Origin of the sequence: Acinetobacter sp. AR_0276 (assembly GCF_003000705.1) — a bacterium.
In the GTDB taxonomy this organism is placed as follows: Bacteria; Pseudomonadota; Gammaproteobacteria; order Pseudomonadales; family Moraxellaceae; genus Acinetobacter; species Acinetobacter nosocomialis.
Genome location: NZ_PSQO01000004.1, coordinates 2255901 through 2272732, shown reverse-complemented (window position 1 = coordinate 2272732; position 16832 = coordinate 2255901). Strand labels below are relative to the sequence as shown.

Annotated in this window: 19 protein-coding genes, 2 tRNA genes and 1 riboswitch; of the genes, 9 read left to right on the top strand and 12 right to left on the bottom strand. The window is 40.1% G+C overall.

The annotated features are described in order from the left end of the window. Nucleotides 1-93: 93 nt before the first annotated feature. Both CSB87_RS11700 and CSB87_RS11695 read left to right on the top strand, forming a co-directional pair. Nucleotides 94-169 (top strand) — tRNA-Lys (locus CSB87_RS11700). Nucleotides 170-191: 22 nt separating this feature from the next. Further along, a tRNA-Lys gene (locus tag CSB87_RS11695) sits at nucleotides 192-267 on the top strand. Nucleotides 268-332: 65 nt separating this feature from the next. Here CSB87_RS11695 and CSB87_RS11690 read toward each other — a convergent pair. Continuing rightward, on the bottom strand, nucleotides 333-1229 hold the full coding sequence (locus CSB87_RS11690; RefSeq protein ID WP_002053490.1) for a LysR family transcriptional regulator: 897 nt from the start codon (nucleotides 1227-1229) through the stop codon (nucleotides 333-335). A gap of 112 nt (nucleotides 1230-1341) precedes the next feature. On the opposite strand from CSB87_RS11690, the gene CSB87_RS11685 reads away from it, so the two are divergent. After that, a complete protein-coding gene (locus CSB87_RS11685; protein ID WP_002053353.1) occupies nucleotides 1342-2097 on the top strand; it encodes an SDR family oxidoreductase in 756 nt (251 codons plus the stop codon). A gap of 51 nt (nucleotides 2098-2148) precedes the next feature. Here CSB87_RS11685 and hemW read toward each other — a convergent pair whose 3' ends face one another. Further along, nucleotides 2149-3303, bottom strand: a complete 1155-nt coding sequence (hemW, locus tag CSB87_RS11680) for a radical SAM family heme chaperone HemW (protein WP_006582248.1) — start codon at nucleotides 3301-3303, stop codon at nucleotides 2149-2151. Nucleotides 3304-3420: 117 nt separating this feature from the next. On the opposite strand from hemW, the gene CSB87_RS11675 reads away from it, so the two are divergent. Together CSB87_RS11675 and abeM are read left to right on the top strand one after the other, a co-directional pair. After that, entirely contained in the window at nucleotides 3421-3882 is a 462-nt protein-coding gene (locus tag CSB87_RS11675) for a DMT family transporter (protein ID WP_001984522.1), read from the top strand. Between the two features lie 32 nt (nucleotides 3883-3914). Beyond that, nucleotides 3915-5261: a multidrug efflux MATE transporter AbeM gene (gene abeM / locus CSB87_RS11670; RefSeq protein ID WP_004710751.1), complete on the top strand. Its 1347-nt coding sequence runs from the start codon at nucleotides 3915-3917 to the stop codon at nucleotides 5259-5261. A gap of 33 nt (nucleotides 5262-5294) precedes the next feature. On the opposite strand, the gene CSB87_RS11665 is transcribed toward abeM, so the two are convergent. Continuing rightward, entirely contained in the window at nucleotides 5295-6545 is a 1251-nt protein-coding gene (locus tag CSB87_RS11665) for an acyl-CoA dehydrogenase family protein (protein ID WP_002053386.1), read from the bottom strand. A 32-nt stretch (nucleotides 6546-6577) separates the two neighbouring features. Then, entirely contained in the window at nucleotides 6578-7825 is a 1248-nt protein-coding gene (locus tag CSB87_RS11660) for an SfnB family sulfur acquisition oxidoreductase (protein WP_006582249.1), read from the bottom strand. A 257-nt stretch (nucleotides 7826-8082) separates the two neighbouring features. On the opposite strand from CSB87_RS11660, the gene CSB87_RS11655 reads away from it, so the two are divergent. From CSB87_RS11655 to CSB87_RS11645, 3 genes are all read left to right on the top strand, one after another. Further along, on the top strand, nucleotides 8083-9381 hold the full coding sequence (locus CSB87_RS11655; RefSeq protein WP_004710757.1) for an ABC1 kinase family protein: 1299 nt from the start codon (nucleotides 8083-8085) through the stop codon (nucleotides 9379-9381). Nucleotides 9382-9482: 101 nt separating this feature from the next. Beyond that, nucleotides 9483-9737 carry a type B 50S ribosomal protein L31 gene (locus CSB87_RS11650; protein WP_001224256.1) on the top strand — a complete coding sequence of 85 codons (255 nt, stop codon included), beginning with the start codon at nucleotides 9483-9485 and terminating at the stop codon, nucleotides 9735-9737. A gap of 253 nt (nucleotides 9738-9990) precedes the next feature. Next, a complete protein-coding gene (locus CSB87_RS11645) occupies nucleotides 9991-10323 on the top strand; it encodes a HopJ type III effector protein (protein WP_002114866.1) in 333 nt (110 codons plus the stop codon). Nucleotides 10324-10455: 132 nt separating this feature from the next. Here the strand turns inward: CSB87_RS11645 and CSB87_RS11640 are convergent, their stop codons facing one another. The 5 genes from CSB87_RS11640 to CSB87_RS11620 all read right to left on the bottom strand — a co-directional run bounded on the left by CSB87_RS11640 (nucleotide 10456) and on the right by CSB87_RS11620 (nucleotide 13687). Further along, nucleotides 10456-10584, bottom strand: a complete 129-nt coding sequence (locus CSB87_RS11640; protein ID WP_002053279.1) for a hypothetical protein — start codon at nucleotides 10582-10584, stop codon at nucleotides 10456-10458. A 165-nt stretch (nucleotides 10585-10749) separates the two neighbouring features. After that, nucleotides 10750-11130 (bottom strand): fluoride efflux transporter CrcB, encoded by a 381-nt coding sequence (gene crcB, locus CSB87_RS11635; RefSeq protein ID WP_006582251.1) that lies wholly within the window; start codon nucleotides 11128-11130, stop codon nucleotides 10750-10752. A gap of 124 nt (nucleotides 11131-11254) precedes the next feature. Beyond that, nucleotides 11255-11321: riboswitch (Fluoride riboswitch) on the bottom strand. A 44-nt stretch (nucleotides 11322-11365) separates the two neighbouring features. Then, nucleotides 11366-11776: a GFA family protein gene (locus tag CSB87_RS11630; RefSeq protein WP_006582252.1), complete on the bottom strand. Its 411-nt coding sequence runs from the start codon at nucleotides 11774-11776 to the stop codon at nucleotides 11366-11368. 77 nt (nucleotides 11777-11853) lie between these two features. Next, nucleotides 11854-13059 (bottom strand): TIGR03862 family flavoprotein, encoded by a 1206-nt coding sequence (locus CSB87_RS11625; RefSeq protein WP_006582253.1) that lies wholly within the window; start codon nucleotides 13057-13059, stop codon nucleotides 11854-11856. Beyond that, nucleotides 13049-13687 carry an SAM-dependent methyltransferase gene (locus CSB87_RS11620; RefSeq protein ID WP_079377046.1) on the bottom strand — a complete coding sequence of 213 codons (639 nt, stop codon included), beginning with the start codon at nucleotides 13685-13687 and terminating at the stop codon, nucleotides 13049-13051. The genes CSB87_RS11625 and CSB87_RS11620 overlap by 11 nt, the downstream gene beginning before the upstream one ends. Nucleotides 13688-13774: 87 nt before the next feature. Here CSB87_RS11620 and CSB87_RS11615 point away from each other — a divergent pair, with 87 nt between their 5' ends. Then, nucleotides 13775-13969 carry a DNA gyrase inhibitor YacG gene (locus CSB87_RS11615; protein WP_001138289.1) on the top strand — a complete coding sequence of 65 codons (195 nt, stop codon included), beginning with the start codon at nucleotides 13775-13777 and terminating at the stop codon, nucleotides 13967-13969. Here CSB87_RS11615 and CSB87_RS11610 read toward each other — a convergent pair. The 3 genes from CSB87_RS11610 to CSB87_RS11600 form a co-directional block, all read right to left on the bottom strand. Continuing rightward, the gene (locus CSB87_RS11610; RefSeq protein ID WP_006580499.1) at nucleotides 13966-14610 is read right to left on the bottom strand and encodes an MBL fold metallo-hydrolase; all 645 of its coding nucleotides are present in this window, start codon (nucleotides 14608-14610) and stop codon (nucleotides 13966-13968) included. The two genes, CSB87_RS11615 and CSB87_RS11610, sit on opposite strands and share 4 nt — an antisense overlap. A gap of 23 nt (nucleotides 14611-14633) precedes the next feature. Continuing rightward, the gene (gene hemH / locus CSB87_RS11605; protein ID WP_004883476.1) at nucleotides 14634-15650 is read right to left on the bottom strand and encodes a ferrochelatase; all 1017 of its coding nucleotides are present in this window, start codon (nucleotides 15648-15650) and stop codon (nucleotides 14634-14636) included. A 73-nt stretch (nucleotides 15651-15723) separates the two neighbouring features. After that, nucleotides 15724-16728: a DUF4062 domain-containing protein gene (locus CSB87_RS11600; protein WP_006582254.1), complete on the bottom strand. Its 1005-nt coding sequence runs from the start codon at nucleotides 16726-16728 to the stop codon at nucleotides 15724-15726. Nucleotides 16729-16832 lie beyond the last annotated feature (104 nt).

The window sequence follows — 16832 nt, the reverse complement described above, 5'->3', positions numbered from 1 at the left end:
TCGTGCTTTTTATAGGCAATCATGCAAATGTTTTTAAATTTCCTCTTGTGTTAGTTGAATAACTTGCTAAAATACGCGACATCAAAACGATACGGGTCGTTAGCTCAGTTGGTAGAGCAGCGGACTTTTAATCCGTTGGTCCCGCGTTCGAGTCGCGGACGACCCACCACTTATCTGTTTTGAACCTATTTGGGTCGTTAGCTCAGTTGGTAGAGCAGCGGACTTTTAATCCGTTGGTCCCGCGTTCGAGTCGCGGACGACCCACCAAATTCTAAAAAGCCTCTCACAATTTGAGAGGCTTTTTTTATTGTTATCTTATTTTCTTTTTATGACTAAAAGATGACGATACATTTTCGATTTAAAACCTCTCCCACCCAATTCATAAAAACTTCTAATCGTTTCGGAATATAAGTCCTGTTGGGATACAAAATATTAAGTGGAAGTGACGGTGCACTATAAGCACTCAGGACCTCAACCAAGATTCCCTGCTCAATTTTATCTTGAACATCATAGTAAGGAACTTGAATAATCCCTAAACCTGCACAGGCCGCAGCACTATAAGCTTCGGTATTATTTACACTTAAAGCACTATCCATCATGACGCTTCCTCCTTGATATACAAACTCACCCTGCTTTTCACCTACGGCTCCCGCATAGTTAATTAGTTTGTGCTGAGATAGATCTTCTAATTGTTCAGGCATACCGTACTGTTCTAAATAGCCTCTACTTGCACAATTCACCATGACCAAATGGCCAATAAATCTTGCAATTAAACTACTGCTATCTAGCTCACCTACCCGAACAACACAATCAATTCCTTTTTCAATTAAGTCAGTCATGTCATCAGAACTATTAAGCTGCAAATGTATATCTGGATAGCGATGATAAAAATCTGACAGTTCAGGAATAATTACTTGATGCACAATCCGACTGGGCATCGAAATTTTTAATGTGCCTCGGTAATGCTGTTTTTGGGTCTGAATGAGTTGTTCTAATTGTTCATAGTCCAATAAAAGATTTTGGCATTCTGGCAATATTCGCTGTCCATCTTGCGTAAGACTGACTTTACGTGTAGTTCGATGAAATAAGCGTACGCCATAGTGAGTCTCAAGCTGTTGAATAGCACTCGTTACTGTTGAGCGCGGTAAATCAAGTCGATGTGCAACCTCACTAAAGCTTTGTCGTTTAGCGACTTCTGTAAAAATAAAAAATTGCTGTAAACGATCCATTTAATTGTTCGTATTTTCTGAATAGTTAAACCAAACTAGCACAATTGATCAATAATTACCGCCAATCTAGACTAAAAATACATTAAAACAAGTCATCATAGGAACAATCATCATGACAACTCATAGCCTCAAAGATAAAGTTGTATTGATTACTGGCGGTGCTAAAAACCTCGGCGGACTCATTAGCCGAAAATTTGCAGAACAAGGAGCAAAACTCGCAATTCACTATAACAGTTCAGAAACTCAAGCAGATGCCGAACAAACACTCGCAGACGTAAAAGCCTTGGGTGCAGATGCAATTCTAATTCAGGCAGATCTAACAGATATCGATAACATCGAGAAGCTATTCTTAGACACTAAGCAGCATTTTGGTGGAATAGATATTGCGATTAATACAGTTGGAAAGGTCTTGAAGAAGTCATTTTTAGAAACGACAGAACAAGAGTTTGATAGCATGAGCGATATCAACTCAAAAATTGCCTATTTCTTTATTCAATCGGCAGGTCGACATTTAAATAACGGCGGAAAAATCTGTTCAATCGTGACTTCTCTTCTTGCAGCCTATACTGGACTCTATTCAACCTATGAAGGTTTAAAAGCACCTGTTGAGCATTACACCCGCGCTGCATCGAAAGAATTTGGTGACCGCCAGATTTCTGTAACTGCTGTTGCACCAGGTCCAATGGACACACCCTTCTTTTATGGCCAAGAGTCTGCTGAAGCAGTCGCTTATCATAAATCAGCTTCAGCTTTAGGTGGACTTACTAAAATTGAAGATATTGAGCCTCTCGTTCGCTTTTTAGTCACTGATGGTTGGTGGATTACGGGCCAGACGATTTTCGCAAATGGCGGTTATACTACCCGCTAAAATTAAAAAAGCCGCATCTCATCGTGCGGCTTTTTCTTTAGGACTATTTAATTATAAAAACTCTTCGAGTACCGAATTTAAGAAAATATGCCCTTGCTCTGTACAGGCCAAACGAGTGCTGTCCTCTACCAGAAGTTTCCTTGCCCGTAATGAAGTAAGCACATCATTTAAATCATCTAAACTTAAGCCTGTACGCTGTTTATATAAATCGGCTTTTACCCCATCATTTAAGCGTAAAGTATTCATCATAAACTCAAAAGGTAGTTCATCTGCTTCAATCTTTTTCATTTGCAAATGTTCTGCTGGAACTTTAGCTAAATAGTCTTTCGGCAAACGAGTCTTTTGGAAACGATAGACGCCATCTGGCTGTGTTACTTTGCCATGTGCACCTGCACCAATTGCAAGATAATCACCAAACTCCCAATAATTTAAATTATGAGCAGAAGGCTCCTCTTTACGCCAAGCTGAGACTTCATAATTTATAAAGCCATTTGCTTTTAGATATGCTTCGCCTTGCTCTTGAATATCTTCTAACACTTCATCTTGAGGTAGAACAGGCTGCGTTCGGAAAAACACGGTATTTGGCTCAATAGTAAGTTGATACCAACTGATATGTGTAGCACCATGCTCTACAGCCATCTTTAAATCATAAAGTGCTTGCTCTAGTGTTTGCTCAGGCAGCCCATGCATTAAATCGACATTAACTCGCTTAAAGCCTGCTTGTCTTGCTTGCTCTATTGCATCCATAGCATTGTTTGCTGAATGAATACGTCCAAGCTTTTGCAAGTGATCTGTATTAAAAGTCTGTACACCAATCGACAACCGGTTAATACCCGCCTCTAAATAGCCTGCGAACGGGTCATGTTCTAATGTTCCCGGATTAGCTTCTAAAGTAATTTCACAGTTATCTTCAAATTTAAGTAATGACTTAAGCTGTTCAAATAGCCATGCATAACCTTTAGCAGAAATAAGTGAAGGCGTTCCCCCACCAATAAATACACTATGAATTGAACGCCCTTGTGCCATCTCGACTTGAGTTTCAAAGTCGGCCACTAAGGCTTTTAAATAGATTTGCTCGAGTTCTGCCGAAAGCGCACCATCAGGCACCGCATGCGAGTTAAAGTCACAATATGGACATTTACGCACGCACCAAGGCATGTGGATATATAAAGATAACGGAACAGAAGCAGGGTTTAATACAGCCAAGGAACAAGGTCCAATTTACACAATATTTCTATTTTAACATGACTGCATCAATGGGCTTATGAAAACATACCTTAATTGCTTTAGACTGTTTTTAAACATACTTAAATATTGATAAAAATGATGAAATTCTCTAGTCAACTTTTCCTGATCTTACCCTTAGCTATGGGAATCGGTGTTGCCATGGCTTTTCAGACTGCAATCAATGCTCAGCTTCGTGAGCAATTACACTCACCATTACAAGCGGCATTGTTATCATTTTTCATAGGCACTATTGTCTTGGCCATTATGGTGTTCTTCCAAAGTGCTGAAAAACCCTCTTTAAGTGAAATATCTAATATTCCTTGGCTTCTTTGGACCGGAGGATTTCTTGGGGTTTATGCAATTAGCATGAGCATTTATACTGCACCTAAGCTTGGTTTTTTAACCTTTACAGGGTTAGTCGTTTTTGGACAATTGGTCATTTCTATGTTACTTGATCATTTTGGCTGGTTAGGCACCGAAAAGACACCTGTTACATGGCAACGGTTTCTTGGTGGAGTGGTCATCTTTGTTGGTGTGTTACTCACCTTGCAGCGCTAGTTTCATTTTTATATTTATAAAGAGTACCTTTTGTGTCGAATGTCACGTCGTTTCGGGCTGAATTAAAACAACTCTTCCATTTAATGTTACCTATTTTAATTACGCAGTTTGCTCAAGCAGGGTTCGGGTTAATTGATACCATTATGGCTGGGCATTTATCTGCCGCAGACTTAGCCGCTATTGCGGTAGGTGTAGGTTTATGGGTTCCCATTATGCTTCTGTTTAGTGGAATCATGATTGCAACTACACCGTTAGTTGCAGAGGCAAAAGGCGCTAGAAATACAGAACAAATTCCTGTGATTGTTCGTCAGTCATTATGGGTTGCCATCATTTTAGGTGTAATGGCTATGCTCATTTTGCAGCTTATGCCTTTTTTCTTACACGTATTCGGTGTTCCAGAAAGCTTAAGACCTAAAGCAAGTTTATTCTTGCATGCTATTGGTTTAGGTATGCCTGCTGTAACTATGTACGCAGCGCTACGTGGCTATTCAGAAGCTTTAGGCCACCCACGTCCTGTAACCGCGATTAGCTTATTGGCCTTAGTGGTTTTAATCCCGCTTAACATGATTTTTATGCATGGCTTAGGACCAATTCCAGCGTTAGGTAGTGCAGGCTGTGGCTTTGCAACCTCCATTTTACAATGGCTCATGCTGATCACTTTAGCAGGCTATATCTATAAAGCTTCTGCTTATCGAAATACTTCTATTTTTAGTAGATTTGACAAAATTAACCTGACTTGGGTTAAAAGAATTTTAAAGCTTGGCTTGCCAATTGGTTTAGCAGTGTTCTTTGAAGTGAGTATTTTTAGTACAGGTGCATTAGTCCTTAGCCCATTAGGTGAAGTGTTTATTGCTGCACATCAAGTGGCTATTTCCGTTACTTCTGTGTTGTTTATGATTCCGCTATCACTTGCAATTGCCTTAACCATTCGCGTGGGGACGTATTATGGTGAAAAGAACTGGGCTTCCATGTACCAAGTACAAAAGATTGGTCTAAGCACAGCAGTATTTTTTGCTCTATTGACCATGTCTTTTATTGCTCTAGGCCGTGAACAAATTGTCTCGGTTTATACTCAAGATATAGACGTTGTACCTGTTGCCATGTATTTACTCTGGTTTGCAATGGGGTATCAGTTGATGGATGCTCTACAAGTCAGCGCTGCCGGCTGTTTAAGAGGTATGCAAGACACTCAAGCACCGATGTGGATTACCCTAATGGCTTATTGGGTGATCGCTTTCCCAATCGGGCTTTATTTGGCACGTTATACCCATTGGGGCGTAGCTGGCGTATGGCTTGGTTTAATTATTGGTTTAAGTATCGCTTGTGTTTTACTGCTCTCACGGCTCTACCTAAATACAAAGCGCCTAAGTCAAACCTAATAAAAAAGCCGATGAAATATCGGCTTTTTTATTTTATGCAGACTTTGCCCGCGGGCTTGCTCCAATTTGCCAGACAAAAGGTAAATCCGTACGGTTTACTTCCCAATCTCCAATCACTTTTTCTTTATAAATAAGCGGATTATGTGAAGACACAGTACGCGCATTACGCCAGAAACGATCAAGTTGTTTCGCTTGGCTACTTGCTGATGCACCTAATGCATTAAATAACTGACTTGTTAAATCAAGCACTAAATTAGAAATTACGACCTGCCCTTGTGCCGACTCAAGCTCGGCATCTACATTAAACTGATGCTCTTTCACTTCAGACTCGGCAAAATGGCTTTCATAAGCCTTTTGTAATGCCTCGGCCGTTTTCAAGGTGATTGCTTCACTTGCATAAGCTTGAGCTGAGGCCTTACCGACCACTTGTAAAACTTGTGGGTCGTGACGAACCAAGTCACCATTACCATGACTAAAAATACGTTTGCGTTCACGAATTTCCTGACTAAACGTCTCGACTGCAGCGCGCGCAATACCTGTTAATGTTGCAAGATGCACCACCTGATAAAAAGCGGTTTGATACTTAAAACGTTGGTCAAATGGAATGAGGTTTGAAGCTGGTAAATGAACTTGATGTACTTTTAAAGTACCACTGCCGGTTGTCTTTTGACCAAAGCCATCCCAATCATCAAGCACACTTACACCTGTTTCATGACGGTAAATAGCAGCAATCACATGACGGTCATTTACTTCATCGTAAGCAAATAAATCAATCCAGTCTGCAAAAATACTTCCTGTTGAATAGTACTTTTCACCATTTACCACCAAGTTACCCGAAGCGTCTTTGGTGACACGTGTAACGACATCACCAATCTGGACGTTTCCAACTTCTGTCCACGCGTTCCCGACTAAATCACCTTGTATAAAACGCTGAAACCAGACCTCTTGTGAGTGCTCTTTATGAGCAACCAAACGGTCTTCAACAAAAGCAAAATGACCACGTAAAGCTTGTACAATATTGGAATCAGCTTCCGCTAACTCTGCTAAAAGCTGGAACAGTTGAGGTAATGAAACCCCATCTCCACCATATTTACGGGGTACTCGTACAGCACCCAACTTAGCTTCTTTTAACCACTGAATCGGTTCAAAAGGTAAGATTCGCTCTTTTTCCCGTTGAATTGCACCTTGCGCAATTTTCTCAAAAATAGGACGAAATCTGTTTGCAACCTTTTCATAATCCGCGCCTACCGATAGTTCTTCTAATTCAATTTGAGCTGTTGTCATCGTTATTCTCCTAATTTTGTTTTTTCTTCAATTTAACTCCATGCATGACGAGGTGGTTGAACTCCATTGAGGTAGTAGTTACCGACAATGTGATATTTCCAACGCACAGGGTCATGCAAGGTATGGGTACGGGCATTGCGCCAGTGACGGTCAAGGTTGAGTTCAGATAAAGTAGAACGCGTACCCGATAACTCAAAAAGTTTATTGGCAGCCAAAATAGCAATTTCTGTGGTAAGTACTTTTGCCTCGGCAACCAATAGTGTCGCTTGGTTGACATGTTCTTCGGTGGTGTCAGCAATCGCCTGATCAATTGCATCTGCGGCCAAGTCAAGGACCGCTTCTGCTGCACGTAGTTTGATTTTTAGATCACCAATATTTGCAATGGTGTAAGGGTCATCACTGGCTTTTTCCAGACCTGAATCAATCCATGCACGGCTATGATTTTTGACATATTGAATCGTTTCTTCAATTGCACCACGCGCAATACCTGCATCGACCGCAGCCTGAATAAACTGAGAAATAGCACCTGCTGGTGTTGGGCGCTCAAATGCTTGGTAAATCGGAACTAAATATTCTTCACGTACTGGCACCTGATTCAGCTCTACCGTGCCGCTAGCTGTAGTACGTTGTCCAAAACCAGACCAGTCATTAATAATATTGACCCCTGATGTTTCACGTGGCACCAGTGCAGCATAAGGTTGCCCCTGTTCATTTACAGCAACAATTGGAATCCAGTGGGCAAGCAAAGCACCCGTTGCAAAGAATTTTTTGCCATTAATTTCATAGCCATGTTCGGTCTTTTCAAGTTTAGTCGTGAGCTCCGCGACTGTCTTACTGTGTTTTTCCGAAAATGCATTGCCAAAACGAATTCCTCTTAGCACCAAATTAAAGAAGAACTGTTGCTGTTCAGGTTTCGCATCTAGTCTTAAATGTTCAATAAAAGCCAGATGATTTTGAGGCAACTGAGCAAGAGAAGGATCGACACTTGCAATTGTTTTGATCACTTCTGCTAAAGTTCGATACTTGACTTGTGCGCCACCAAATTGCTTAGGTACTGTAATGGCCCACAGGCCGCTTTGTGAGAACTGCTGAATTTCATTTAAGGGTAAACGGCGTTCTCTATCACGATCTGATGCTTCTTGGGCAAACTCTTGAGCAAGTTGTTTGGCAATCTCAATTGCTTCTTCATCAGAACGAATAATATGTGCATCTTTCGACTGCTCGAATACAGATAAAGGAACCGCTTGAGAGCGCCCATAGGACGAATTTAGACTAGTCATAACTTTTATTGTCTCTATTTCTTATTTAACATGTCCTTCACCTTAGCACTAAAAAAACAGCGTCTTTATAGATATTAAAGCTTTGTTTATGAAATGAATTTTGAAAAGCTTTTCACATTTTTTACTTTAAAAATAACGTTTTGTTTTTCGAAAATTTTCTTACATGCGATAAACAATTTCATATAGGCTTTTTAAGTTTTGTCACCTATGATCAAAACTAGACAATATTATGTTGTAGTCAACGAGGTATCGAAGATATGGCAAAGAATGCAAGTTCACCTGGCAAACGATTTATGAAACTTGCAGGAATGACCGCGAGCATTGCAACAAAAACCGTTTCTAACTCGATTCGAAACCTGACTGCGGATGAAGAACAGAAACTGGCTGCAAAAACTAAATTGTTTCAAGATATCGGTCTACAGATTGCAGACACCTTAGGCGAAATGAAAGGTGCTGTCATGAAAGTTGGGCAAATTGCATCGCAGTATAAAGATATCTTCCCACCAGAAGTTGCTAAAGCAATATCAAAACTACAACGCCAAGCTCCAGCCATGCCTTTTGCAGCAATTCAACAACAAGTTGAACGTGAGCTTGGAAAACCGCTCAACGCTGCCTTTAAATCTTTTGATGAACAGCCTTTTGCTGCTGCCTCGATTGGACAAGTTCACAAAGCAGTTTTGCCAAATGGTGAACAAGTTGTGGTTAAGGTTCAATATCCCGGTGTTGATGAAGCCTGTGAAAGTGACTTAAAACAAGTACGTTTAGCACTACGCTTAATGGGTGTACTTAAGATTGATAAAAAGCTGCAAGATCAGCTTTTTGCAGAGATTCAAGATAGTCTATCAGCAGAGCTTAACTATGAAATCGAAGCTCAAAATCTTGAAGTCTTTAAAACTTTTCATAGTAAATTAGACGACAAAATTATTATCCCGACTGTTTATAAAGATTACTCTTCAAGACGAATTTTGACCTTAAGCCTTGAACAAGGTGACAGTATTGAAACTGCTAGTTCTTGGCCTATCGAAATTCGAAACACAATTGGCCGTCGTCTAATCCGCGCTTTAGGTCAGGAAATGTTCTTTTTAAAACGTTTTCACTGTGACCCTCATCCGGGTAACTTTGCCTTCCGCCAAGATGGCAGTGTCATTATTTATGACTATGGCAGTGTTAAAACACTTTCCAATGAAATTGTTTATAGTTTCAAACGACTGGTGAATGCAGCTCGTCATGAAGATATTGATCTTATTGAAACCGAATTACTTGCTCTGCACTCTTTGACCGAAAAAGGTAAATTCCCGAGCGATCTTTATAAACTCTGGATTGAAGTGTTATTGCGTCCGCTTACCAAAACCTATGATTTTGCAGAGAATTCATCCCATCATGATGGCATGTTACTCGTGAAAAAGTCTTTAAAATATTGGGATGTCTTTAAACCTTCACCAGATACATTAATGGTTAATAGAACCATTTCAGGACACTACTGGAACCTCATTCATTTAAAAGTACATGACAACCTGAATGATTTATTTGAAGAACTTGTTCCGCCTTCTAACTAATTCAATGAACTGATCAATGTAACCTTTCGGAGGTTACATTGACTTATTTATTGTTATGTTATAACATTTCTTTAATCAAAAATAATTTAGGACAATCTCTCATGCGTAAAGATATTCATCCTGCTTATCAACAAGTGTTATTTCATGACACCAATGCAGACGTGTACTTTTTAATTGGTAGTACCATTCAAACTAAACAAACTAAGGAATATCAAGGACAAGTCTATCCTTATGTGACTCTTGATATTTCAAGTGCTTCACATCCGTTCTATACAGGTGAAGTACGTCAAGCAAGTAATGAAGGTCGTGTTGCAAGCTTTAACAAACGCTTTGCTCGCTTCAATCGTAAGAGTTAATCTTACGTTAAGTTTTGACCAATACACTAAAATCATTGGAAGCCTAAGACTCATCTCCTCCACTTAGGCTTCTTTTTTTATGTACATTTTTTCAATGATTTTCTAAGGTGTGTATAAACCAAAACTTATCCACAATTTGGCTAAAAACGCTTCTTATTATTTTCAACAACCCATCATTTTTTATAGCTCTCAAGCTTTCAAAACGTGTATTCAATGCTATGCTTAAGCCCCATTTGATAGGAAGTTTAAGATTATGGCACAAGAGTTACTTGCCCAATTACAAGCAGGCACAGCAAAATTTTCAGATGTTTTAGCTCATATTGAAGCACGTTACCAACATACTCCAACAGCTTTTCAAAATGGCGCACAGCATAACGCTGCAACTGAAAATCAAGGCAGTGCGAAAGTTTTCTCTTTTGCCAAGTTACAAGGTTTAGATCAAGCACAAACTTTAAGTTTATTTGCAGAGCACTATGCATCTGTGTTGGCTACCCCAGAGGGAACTGACCATCAAAATATTCGTCAGTTTATGCAAAATGGTTGGGATGGTGTGAAGTTTGAAGGTCAGGCTTTAACTGAAAAGTAATTAAGTATTTGTGAATACATGACGGAGTCTTACCGTTTATTCTCAAATGAAAGTAGCTAATTCTGTTACTTTGGTTTTGCCCAAAGTAACCAAAGGCATTTGTCATCAACAGAACCTGTTTCCCGTTTGCACTCATCCAATATTTTGCAAAAACAATATATAGCTGATTTCAGTCAGGCTGTTGATGACTTTAACGCGTATCAAATCCCAAAATAAATCAGATGTTTTTAATTCATCATTTACTATCGTGACAAGCGGCATGGATGCCGCTGTTTTGCTGTGCTACATGGATGTAGCATCAGCGAAACAAAAGATTTTTGCTTACTTTTGATCTCTCAAAAGTAAGGTATGCCTATACAAATGGTCTTGGAGAATATCGTAAAACAGAGGCCGTGCAGTATATATCGCTCCTTAAACATCGGAATATCAGTTGCCTGCTACCCAATAATAAGTCGCCATCCCCAAACACGTAAAAATTAACGACCCAATTAAATGAATAGAAATCGCCAACATCGCCATTCCCCACTTACCACTTTGCAATAAAGTCACAATCTCAATCGAGAACGTTGAAAAGGTGGTTAAAGCACCACAAAAACCGGTAATCACAAAAAGCTTATAATTCGGGCTCAAATCACTATGAGCAAAATAAGCCAACGCAAAACCAATAATAAAGCCACCGACCAAATTAACAGTAACAGTACCCAACGGAATTTGCGGATAAATCGGGTTGAGTTTTAAACCTAAAAACCAACGCAACCACGCCCCTAGAACTGAGCCTAAAGCAATTGAAAGTAAAGGATAATACATAGAACCACCCCTTTAGTGAGATGCTAAAAGAGCAAAAAATAATGAAGGAAAATATGACATGGCGTACTCCAAAAATAAGCAGAGTACGCCATAACCTACGTACCCAGCGATATAAATATATGAGGGTAACGTAGGCATCATTAGCCAATACGGCGGTTTTTCAAGGGAGGAATGCCATCTCCCTGTTTTAAGTATATTAAATCATCTAAAAGTTGATTAAAACATACTTTTTAAATCATGGACGTTCATCGTATTGCGGTAAATCGTCACAAATGCTTTCCCACTCTGCTTTTGAAGCCGCAAAAATATGCATTGTCGGCTTTTGGTCTAATGTTGTATCTAGTGTCCCAATTCTTAAACGATACAGTTCAGGTTGGGCATCACGCGAGCTAATAAGCGGTGAACCACATTCACTACAAAACCAACGGTACACACCGTTCACAGCAATTTTTTTGACGAGGTCTTCACCTTGTGTAATTTTAAAATCTGCACTGTTGACAGGAGCATTCGTGGCAAATGCTGTTCCATTGGCTTTCCGACAGCGTTGGCAGTGGCACTGAATAATATCTCCGATACCGCCTTTAATTTCATAGCGGATACCCTGACATAAACAACTTCCTTGATAAACTGGTGATGTCTGAGACATGTTCTCATAAATCCTATTATTATTGATCGCTCAAAAATAACACTTTTCACATATCAAACATAGCACCAAATTCGCTGTTATTTTTCTAAGAATGAATGCACACCTTCACCAGCTGCTCGGCCAGTAGCAAAACATGCTGTAAGCAAATATCCGCCTGTAGGAGCATCCCAATCCAGCATTTCGCCACAGCAAAAAACACCTGAAGTTTGCTTAAGCTCTAGACTTTCAGTTAATACATCTTGCTTGACACCACCAGCACAACTAATTGCTTCTTCAATCGGTCTAAAACCATCTAACCTAATTTGAAGTGCTTTAATTTGCTGAGCCATAACCTCTGGTTGGCTCCATAGCGATTTATCAACCACTTCTCTAATTAAGTTAATTTTGGCCGTGTCTAAGCCTGCTTTACGCCAGATATTAGTAAGCGATTGTTTTTTGCTAGCCTGTAACTTTTTAACTAACCGTGTAAGCTCTACATCAGGCAATAAGTCTAAAAATAGATTTAAGCCTTTTCCTTGTTTTTGTTGTTCTCTTAAAGCTCGTCCAAGTTTATAAATGACACCACTTTCTAAACCGTAGTGAGTAATCACAATATCACCATGAGTAAATTGGTTAGCTTCAACCCACGCATTGATACGCTTTAAAGGTTCCCCAAAACAACTTTCCATAAAAGCTGACCAAGTGTGCAATACCCCTACGTTACTCGCTTGAAAAGGCTCGATACTGGATTGATCCATCCATTTTTGCCAAGCACCATCACTACCCAATTGAGACCAAGACACCGCCCCACATGCTAATACGACTGCATCGTATTGTTGGGTAAAAGTTTCAGTGCTTTGATTATTTTGGTTTTCTAAAGTCACTGTTGTACCTTGCAAATTAATACAACGATGACGATAAAAGAATTTAACTTGCTGTTCTGCTAAACGTTTTAACCAAGCACGAAGTAAAGGAGCCGCTTTCATTTCAACAGGGAAAATACGACCGGAACTACCTACATACGAGTCTATTCCCAGACTTTTCATCCAGTTCTGAATCCAGACTGCATCCCATTTTTTAACCCACGGTTTGAGCCATTCTGCATGGTCATAACGTTCAATGAACTGGGCTAATGGTTCAGCATGCGAAATATTTAAGCCCGTTTTGCCTGCCATCAAAAACTTACGCGCAGCCGAAGGTTTTTGCTCAAACACATCAATTTCATAAGCATACTGACTCAGTACCTCAGCTGCCATTAAACCAGCCGGACCCGCACCAATAATGGCAATCCGCTTATTCGCCATGTGTTTGCCCTTGCATTGGCGTAAACTCATCAAATCGAGTTTGATAACCTTCCGGCTTGGTCATAATGAGCTGTTGACAAGGCTCGCCACGCTCTAAATATTTAATTTCAAAATGAGTGCGTGCAGAGGTTTGCGCAATTTTTTCTTTTTGGTAAGGCAGCTTCCACACGTTTAATAACTGTTGTTCAGCTTCTTCAATATATTCAGGAATATTACTTGCTAAAGTAATGGTTCCACCTGTTTTCAGGCGTGATAATAAAAACTCAAAAAATGGCATGTTCAACCAGCGTTGTGCTGGATTATGAGGTTCTGGGTTGGGATATAGAATAAAAAAATGTTCAACTTGAGCAGGGTGTAATGCATGTACCACCCACGGCAAAGCATCTGCATGTACAGGTACCAAGTTGTCTCTTGGTTCCAAACCATGCTGCTTTTGCATGGCTAAGAATTTTTCTCTAGTTCGTTCAATTGCATATAACGTGTGCTGAGGATTTTGCCCACTAAATAGCAGAGCATGTTTACCTTTACCTGCCCCAATTTCTACACAAATTGGAGTATTTTCAATTGGGGTAAAATCACGAGGCGCTTGCATACGTTGTGCTTGAAATTGACGAATCTGCATAATCACATCAAACTAAATAAAAATCGGCACAAGTCTAACAAGTCACCTGACTTTTGCCTAATCTATTTCTCTTCACTTTGAGGATATCGCTTTATGCCACGTACATTCCCCTGCCCACGTTGTGGTGAACCAAGTGTTTGGGAAGGCAATGAATTTCGTCCGTTTTGTTCTGAACGTTGTAAACTCATTGATTTAGGCGCTTGGGCAAACGATGAATATAGACTGCCTACCCAAGATGCTCCTCAGCAAGACAAGGGTAGTCAGCATGAAGATGATTATGAGGATTAACCCGCTTTACCCGCGACAAAAGGGTTAAATTGTTTTTCATAGCCAATGGTACTCATTGGACCATGACCCGAAATAAACTGGGTTTGATCTGGCAAGCTAAAGCATTCACGTTGAATCGACTCAATGAGTTGCTCATGGTTACCACGTGGAAAGTCTGTTCTTCCTATTGAGCCTTTAAACAGGACATCGCCAGTCCAGAGTAAACCATGATTCTTATTATAGAACATGACGTGACCTGGTGTATGTCCTGGTGCAAAACGCACTTCAAACTCATCTTCACCGAGTTTTAGCACTTCACCGCCTTCAAGCCATTGATCAACTTTTACTGGCTGTGGAATTGGAAAACCATAACGTGCTGAAACTTCCTGAATCATATCTAGCCAGAACTGATCTTCTTTATGCGGACCAACAACAGGAACACTCCATTCTTGTGCGAGCTCACCCACCGCCCCTGCGTGATCTAAATGCCCATGAGTGAGCCATAGTGCCTTTACTTTTAAACCTAAAGCTTCTACTTCTTTCTTCAAAACAGCAGCGTCACCGCCTGCATCAATCAAAACTGCTTCTTTTGTTTCACTGTCCCAAACTAAAGAACAATTTTGAGCAAAAGCAGTAACTGGAACAATTTTGACTTGCAGCATAAGAACCTCTGGCTAAAACGCAATTAACGGTGGGCTAAGGTATGGGTAAGGGCATCAAGATTAGCCTGAACTAAACCTGCAAGCAAATCAATATGAGCCTGATCACTATTTAAAGCAGGAATGTAAGCGTAGCTTCCGCCACCTGCCTCTTGAAACAACTCAGCGTTTTGTATAGCGAGCTCTTCAAGTGTTTCTAAACAGTCAGCAGAGAAAGCGGGACTTAAAACCTGAACAGACTTAACGCCTTGCTTCGCCCAATCTTGTAAAAGCTGGTCAGTATAAGGTTTCACCCATTCTTGTTTTCCAAACCGTGATTGGAAACTAATAGCCCATTCATCATCTTTTAAATGCAAAGCTTCAGCGACTAACTTTGCAGTAATACGACAACGATCTGCATAAGGATCTCCTTTATCTGCATAAGGCTGCGGAATACCATGAAAAGACATCAATAGTTTTTCAGGCTTACCATGCTGTGCTTGATAAGCTAAAACACTTTCTGCCAGTGCTTGAATAAACATTGGATGCTGGTAGTAGTCTTTAATAATAGTCAAACCCGGCAAATTTCGCTGAGTAGGAATCCACTTAGCAAATGCGTCGTATAACGGTGCTGTCGATGTGGCAGAATACTGAGGAAATAAAGGCAATAAAATGACATGCTCTTGTGGATGAGCTGCCAACTTTTCTAAAACTGCATCAATACCCGGATTACCATAAGTCATGGCGGGCAACACAGTTAAGTCAAACTGTTTATTTTCACGCTCCAAATAAGCCTGCACACGTTGAGTTTGCTCAAATACAATTTCACGCATGGGCGAATCGGTAGACCATACCGAAGCATAAGCATGCGCTACTCTTTTTGGGCGAAAAGGCAAAACAAACAGATTTAAGATAATCCACCAGATGAATTTTGGTATTTCAATCACACGTGAATCAGATAAAAACTGCTTTAAAAAACGGCGCACCGCTGGGACAGTTGCCTCATCCGGTGTGCCTAAATTCGCTAAAATGACAGTAACTTTCGGTTTTTGTTCAAACGACATGCGCAAATGCCTTTCAGTTCATCTTATGACACTAATGTAACAGTTTTCATGGTCATATCTAAATTGAATTGCTCTAAGCTTTTAATCGAGTCACCCGATGGTTCCATTTATAACTCAGCAAGAGCTTTTGCGCTTTTGTCGTCACCTTCCATAAACTATGCTGCTGATCAATCTTGGTTGGAACAATCCAACCCTGTGATTGCATCTGATTTTTAATACGGAATAGTGCCTTGTGATTAATCTGTGCGCCAGCCACCGCATGTGCTCTTGGCAGCTCCTGACGGGCATCCTCTAGTCCTGCATGATTGAGATATTCATTGAGACAAGTTCCAAAGTTTTCTTCTGGCATGGCTGTCTCAAAATGTTTAGCCAATATACTTAAGAGCTGTGACCAAGTCATTTGTCTCTGACGCTTAAGCTCTCTAAAGTTGCCATCTTGAAAAGCTTGAATCTGATATTCAAACGCAAAAACATCATGTGGAGCCACTTCATTGGTTTGAGTTGATGACTCTACTAACTGTTGCTCTAATTGTGAAATTTTACTTTTTAATCGATTAATTTCATCTTCTAATTGATGTGCTTGGTGTGCAGGTACCCAGCCTTGCCCCACATGCTGTTCAACTATTAGAGGCATATTTAAACGGACCGCTAACTCTAAGTCACGAGGGCTTTTAAAGTAAAATATGTGGTGAGCTTCATGTAATAGTTTTTTTCTAAATGCGAGAAATTTTTCTTTAAGCTGTGGATGAGCCTCTTGTAAATGCATCTCGCGGCTTTCCGGCTGTTCATGCATAAATACAACAATCGGTTTAGCTCGACTTAAAGCGTATTCATACTCTAGAGCAAAGTAACTAGCACCAGAAATAGATTGTTCACCATACTGGCTACCTAGCAACAAAACAACATAATCCGATTCATCAATTTGCCGACGGGCAAGTGTTGTAGTTAAAGGACTTCTATACTCTAAACCCCAAGCAAAAAAACCCATACTGACTAAAGTTTGAGAGAGAACCATACGTTCAGGTTGCATCTCGCGACCTGATGTTGAAATAAAAATCTGATAGCGTGTATCGAGCATAACAATACCCTTATCGCCCCATAATCTTAATATGGCCCAAATAAGCCAAGATTATGAACCGCCCCAAATAAGAAAAATAAATATAAAAAAACGCTTTCTTCTGA

Excerpts from the sequence above, each read along its gene's own strand:
- CSB87_RS11690 (WP_002053490.1), bottom strand. The coding sequence starts at position 1,229 with ATGGATCGTTTACAGCAATTTTTTATTTTTACAGAAGTCGCTAAACGA.
- CSB87_RS11685 (WP_002053353.1), top strand. The coding sequence starts at position 1,342 with ATGACAACTCATAGCCTCAAAGATAAAGTTGTATTGATTACTGGCGGT.
- CSB87_RS11675 (WP_001984522.1), top strand. The coding sequence starts at position 3,421 with ATGATGAAATTCTCTAGTCAACTTTTCCTGATCTTACCCTTAGCTATG.
- CSB87_RS11665 (WP_002053386.1), bottom strand. The coding sequence starts at position 6,545 with ATGACAACAGCTCAAATTGAATTAGAAGAACTATCGGTAGGCGCGGAT.
- CSB87_RS11660 (WP_006582249.1), bottom strand. The coding sequence starts at position 7,825 with ATGACTAGTCTAAATTCGTCCTATGGGCGCTCTCAAGCGGTTCCTTTA.
- CSB87_RS11655 (WP_004710757.1), top strand. The coding sequence starts at position 8,083 with ATGGCAAAGAATGCAAGTTCACCTGGCAAACGATTTATGAAACTTGCA.
- CSB87_RS11650 (WP_001224256.1), top strand. The coding sequence starts at position 9,483 with ATGCGTAAAGATATTCATCCTGCTTATCAACAAGTGTTATTTCATGAC.
- CSB87_RS11645 (WP_002114866.1), top strand. The coding sequence starts at position 9,991 with ATGGCACAAGAGTTACTTGCCCAATTACAAGCAGGCACAGCAAAATTT.
- CSB87_RS11640 (WP_002053279.1), bottom strand. The coding sequence starts at position 10,584 with ATGCCGCTTGTCACGATAGTAAATGATGAATTAAAAACATCTGATTTA.
- crcB (WP_006582251.1), bottom strand. The coding sequence starts at position 11,130 with ATGTATTATCCTTTACTTTCAATTGCTTTAGGCTCAGTTCTAGGGGCG.
- CSB87_RS11630 (WP_006582252.1), bottom strand. The coding sequence starts at position 11,776 with ATGTCTCAGACATCACCAGTTTATCAAGGAAGTTGTTTATGTCAGGGT.
- CSB87_RS11625 (WP_006582253.1), bottom strand. The coding sequence starts at position 13,059 with ATGGCGAATAAGCGGATTGCCATTATTGGTGCGGGTCCGGCTGGTTTA.
- CSB87_RS11615 (WP_001138289.1), top strand. The coding sequence starts at position 13,775 with ATGCCACGTACATTCCCCTGCCCACGTTGTGGTGAACCAAGTGTTTGG.
- CSB87_RS11610 (WP_006580499.1), bottom strand. The coding sequence starts at position 14,610 with ATGCTGCAAGTCAAAATTGTTCCAGTTACTGCTTTTGCTCAAAATTGT.
- hemH (WP_004883476.1), bottom strand. The coding sequence starts at position 15,650 with ATGTCGTTTGAACAAAAACCGAAAGTTACTGTCATTTTAGCGAATTTA.
- CSB87_RS11600 (WP_006582254.1), bottom strand. The coding sequence starts at position 16,728 with ATGCTCGATACACGCTATCAGATTTTTATTTCAACATCAGGTCGCGAG.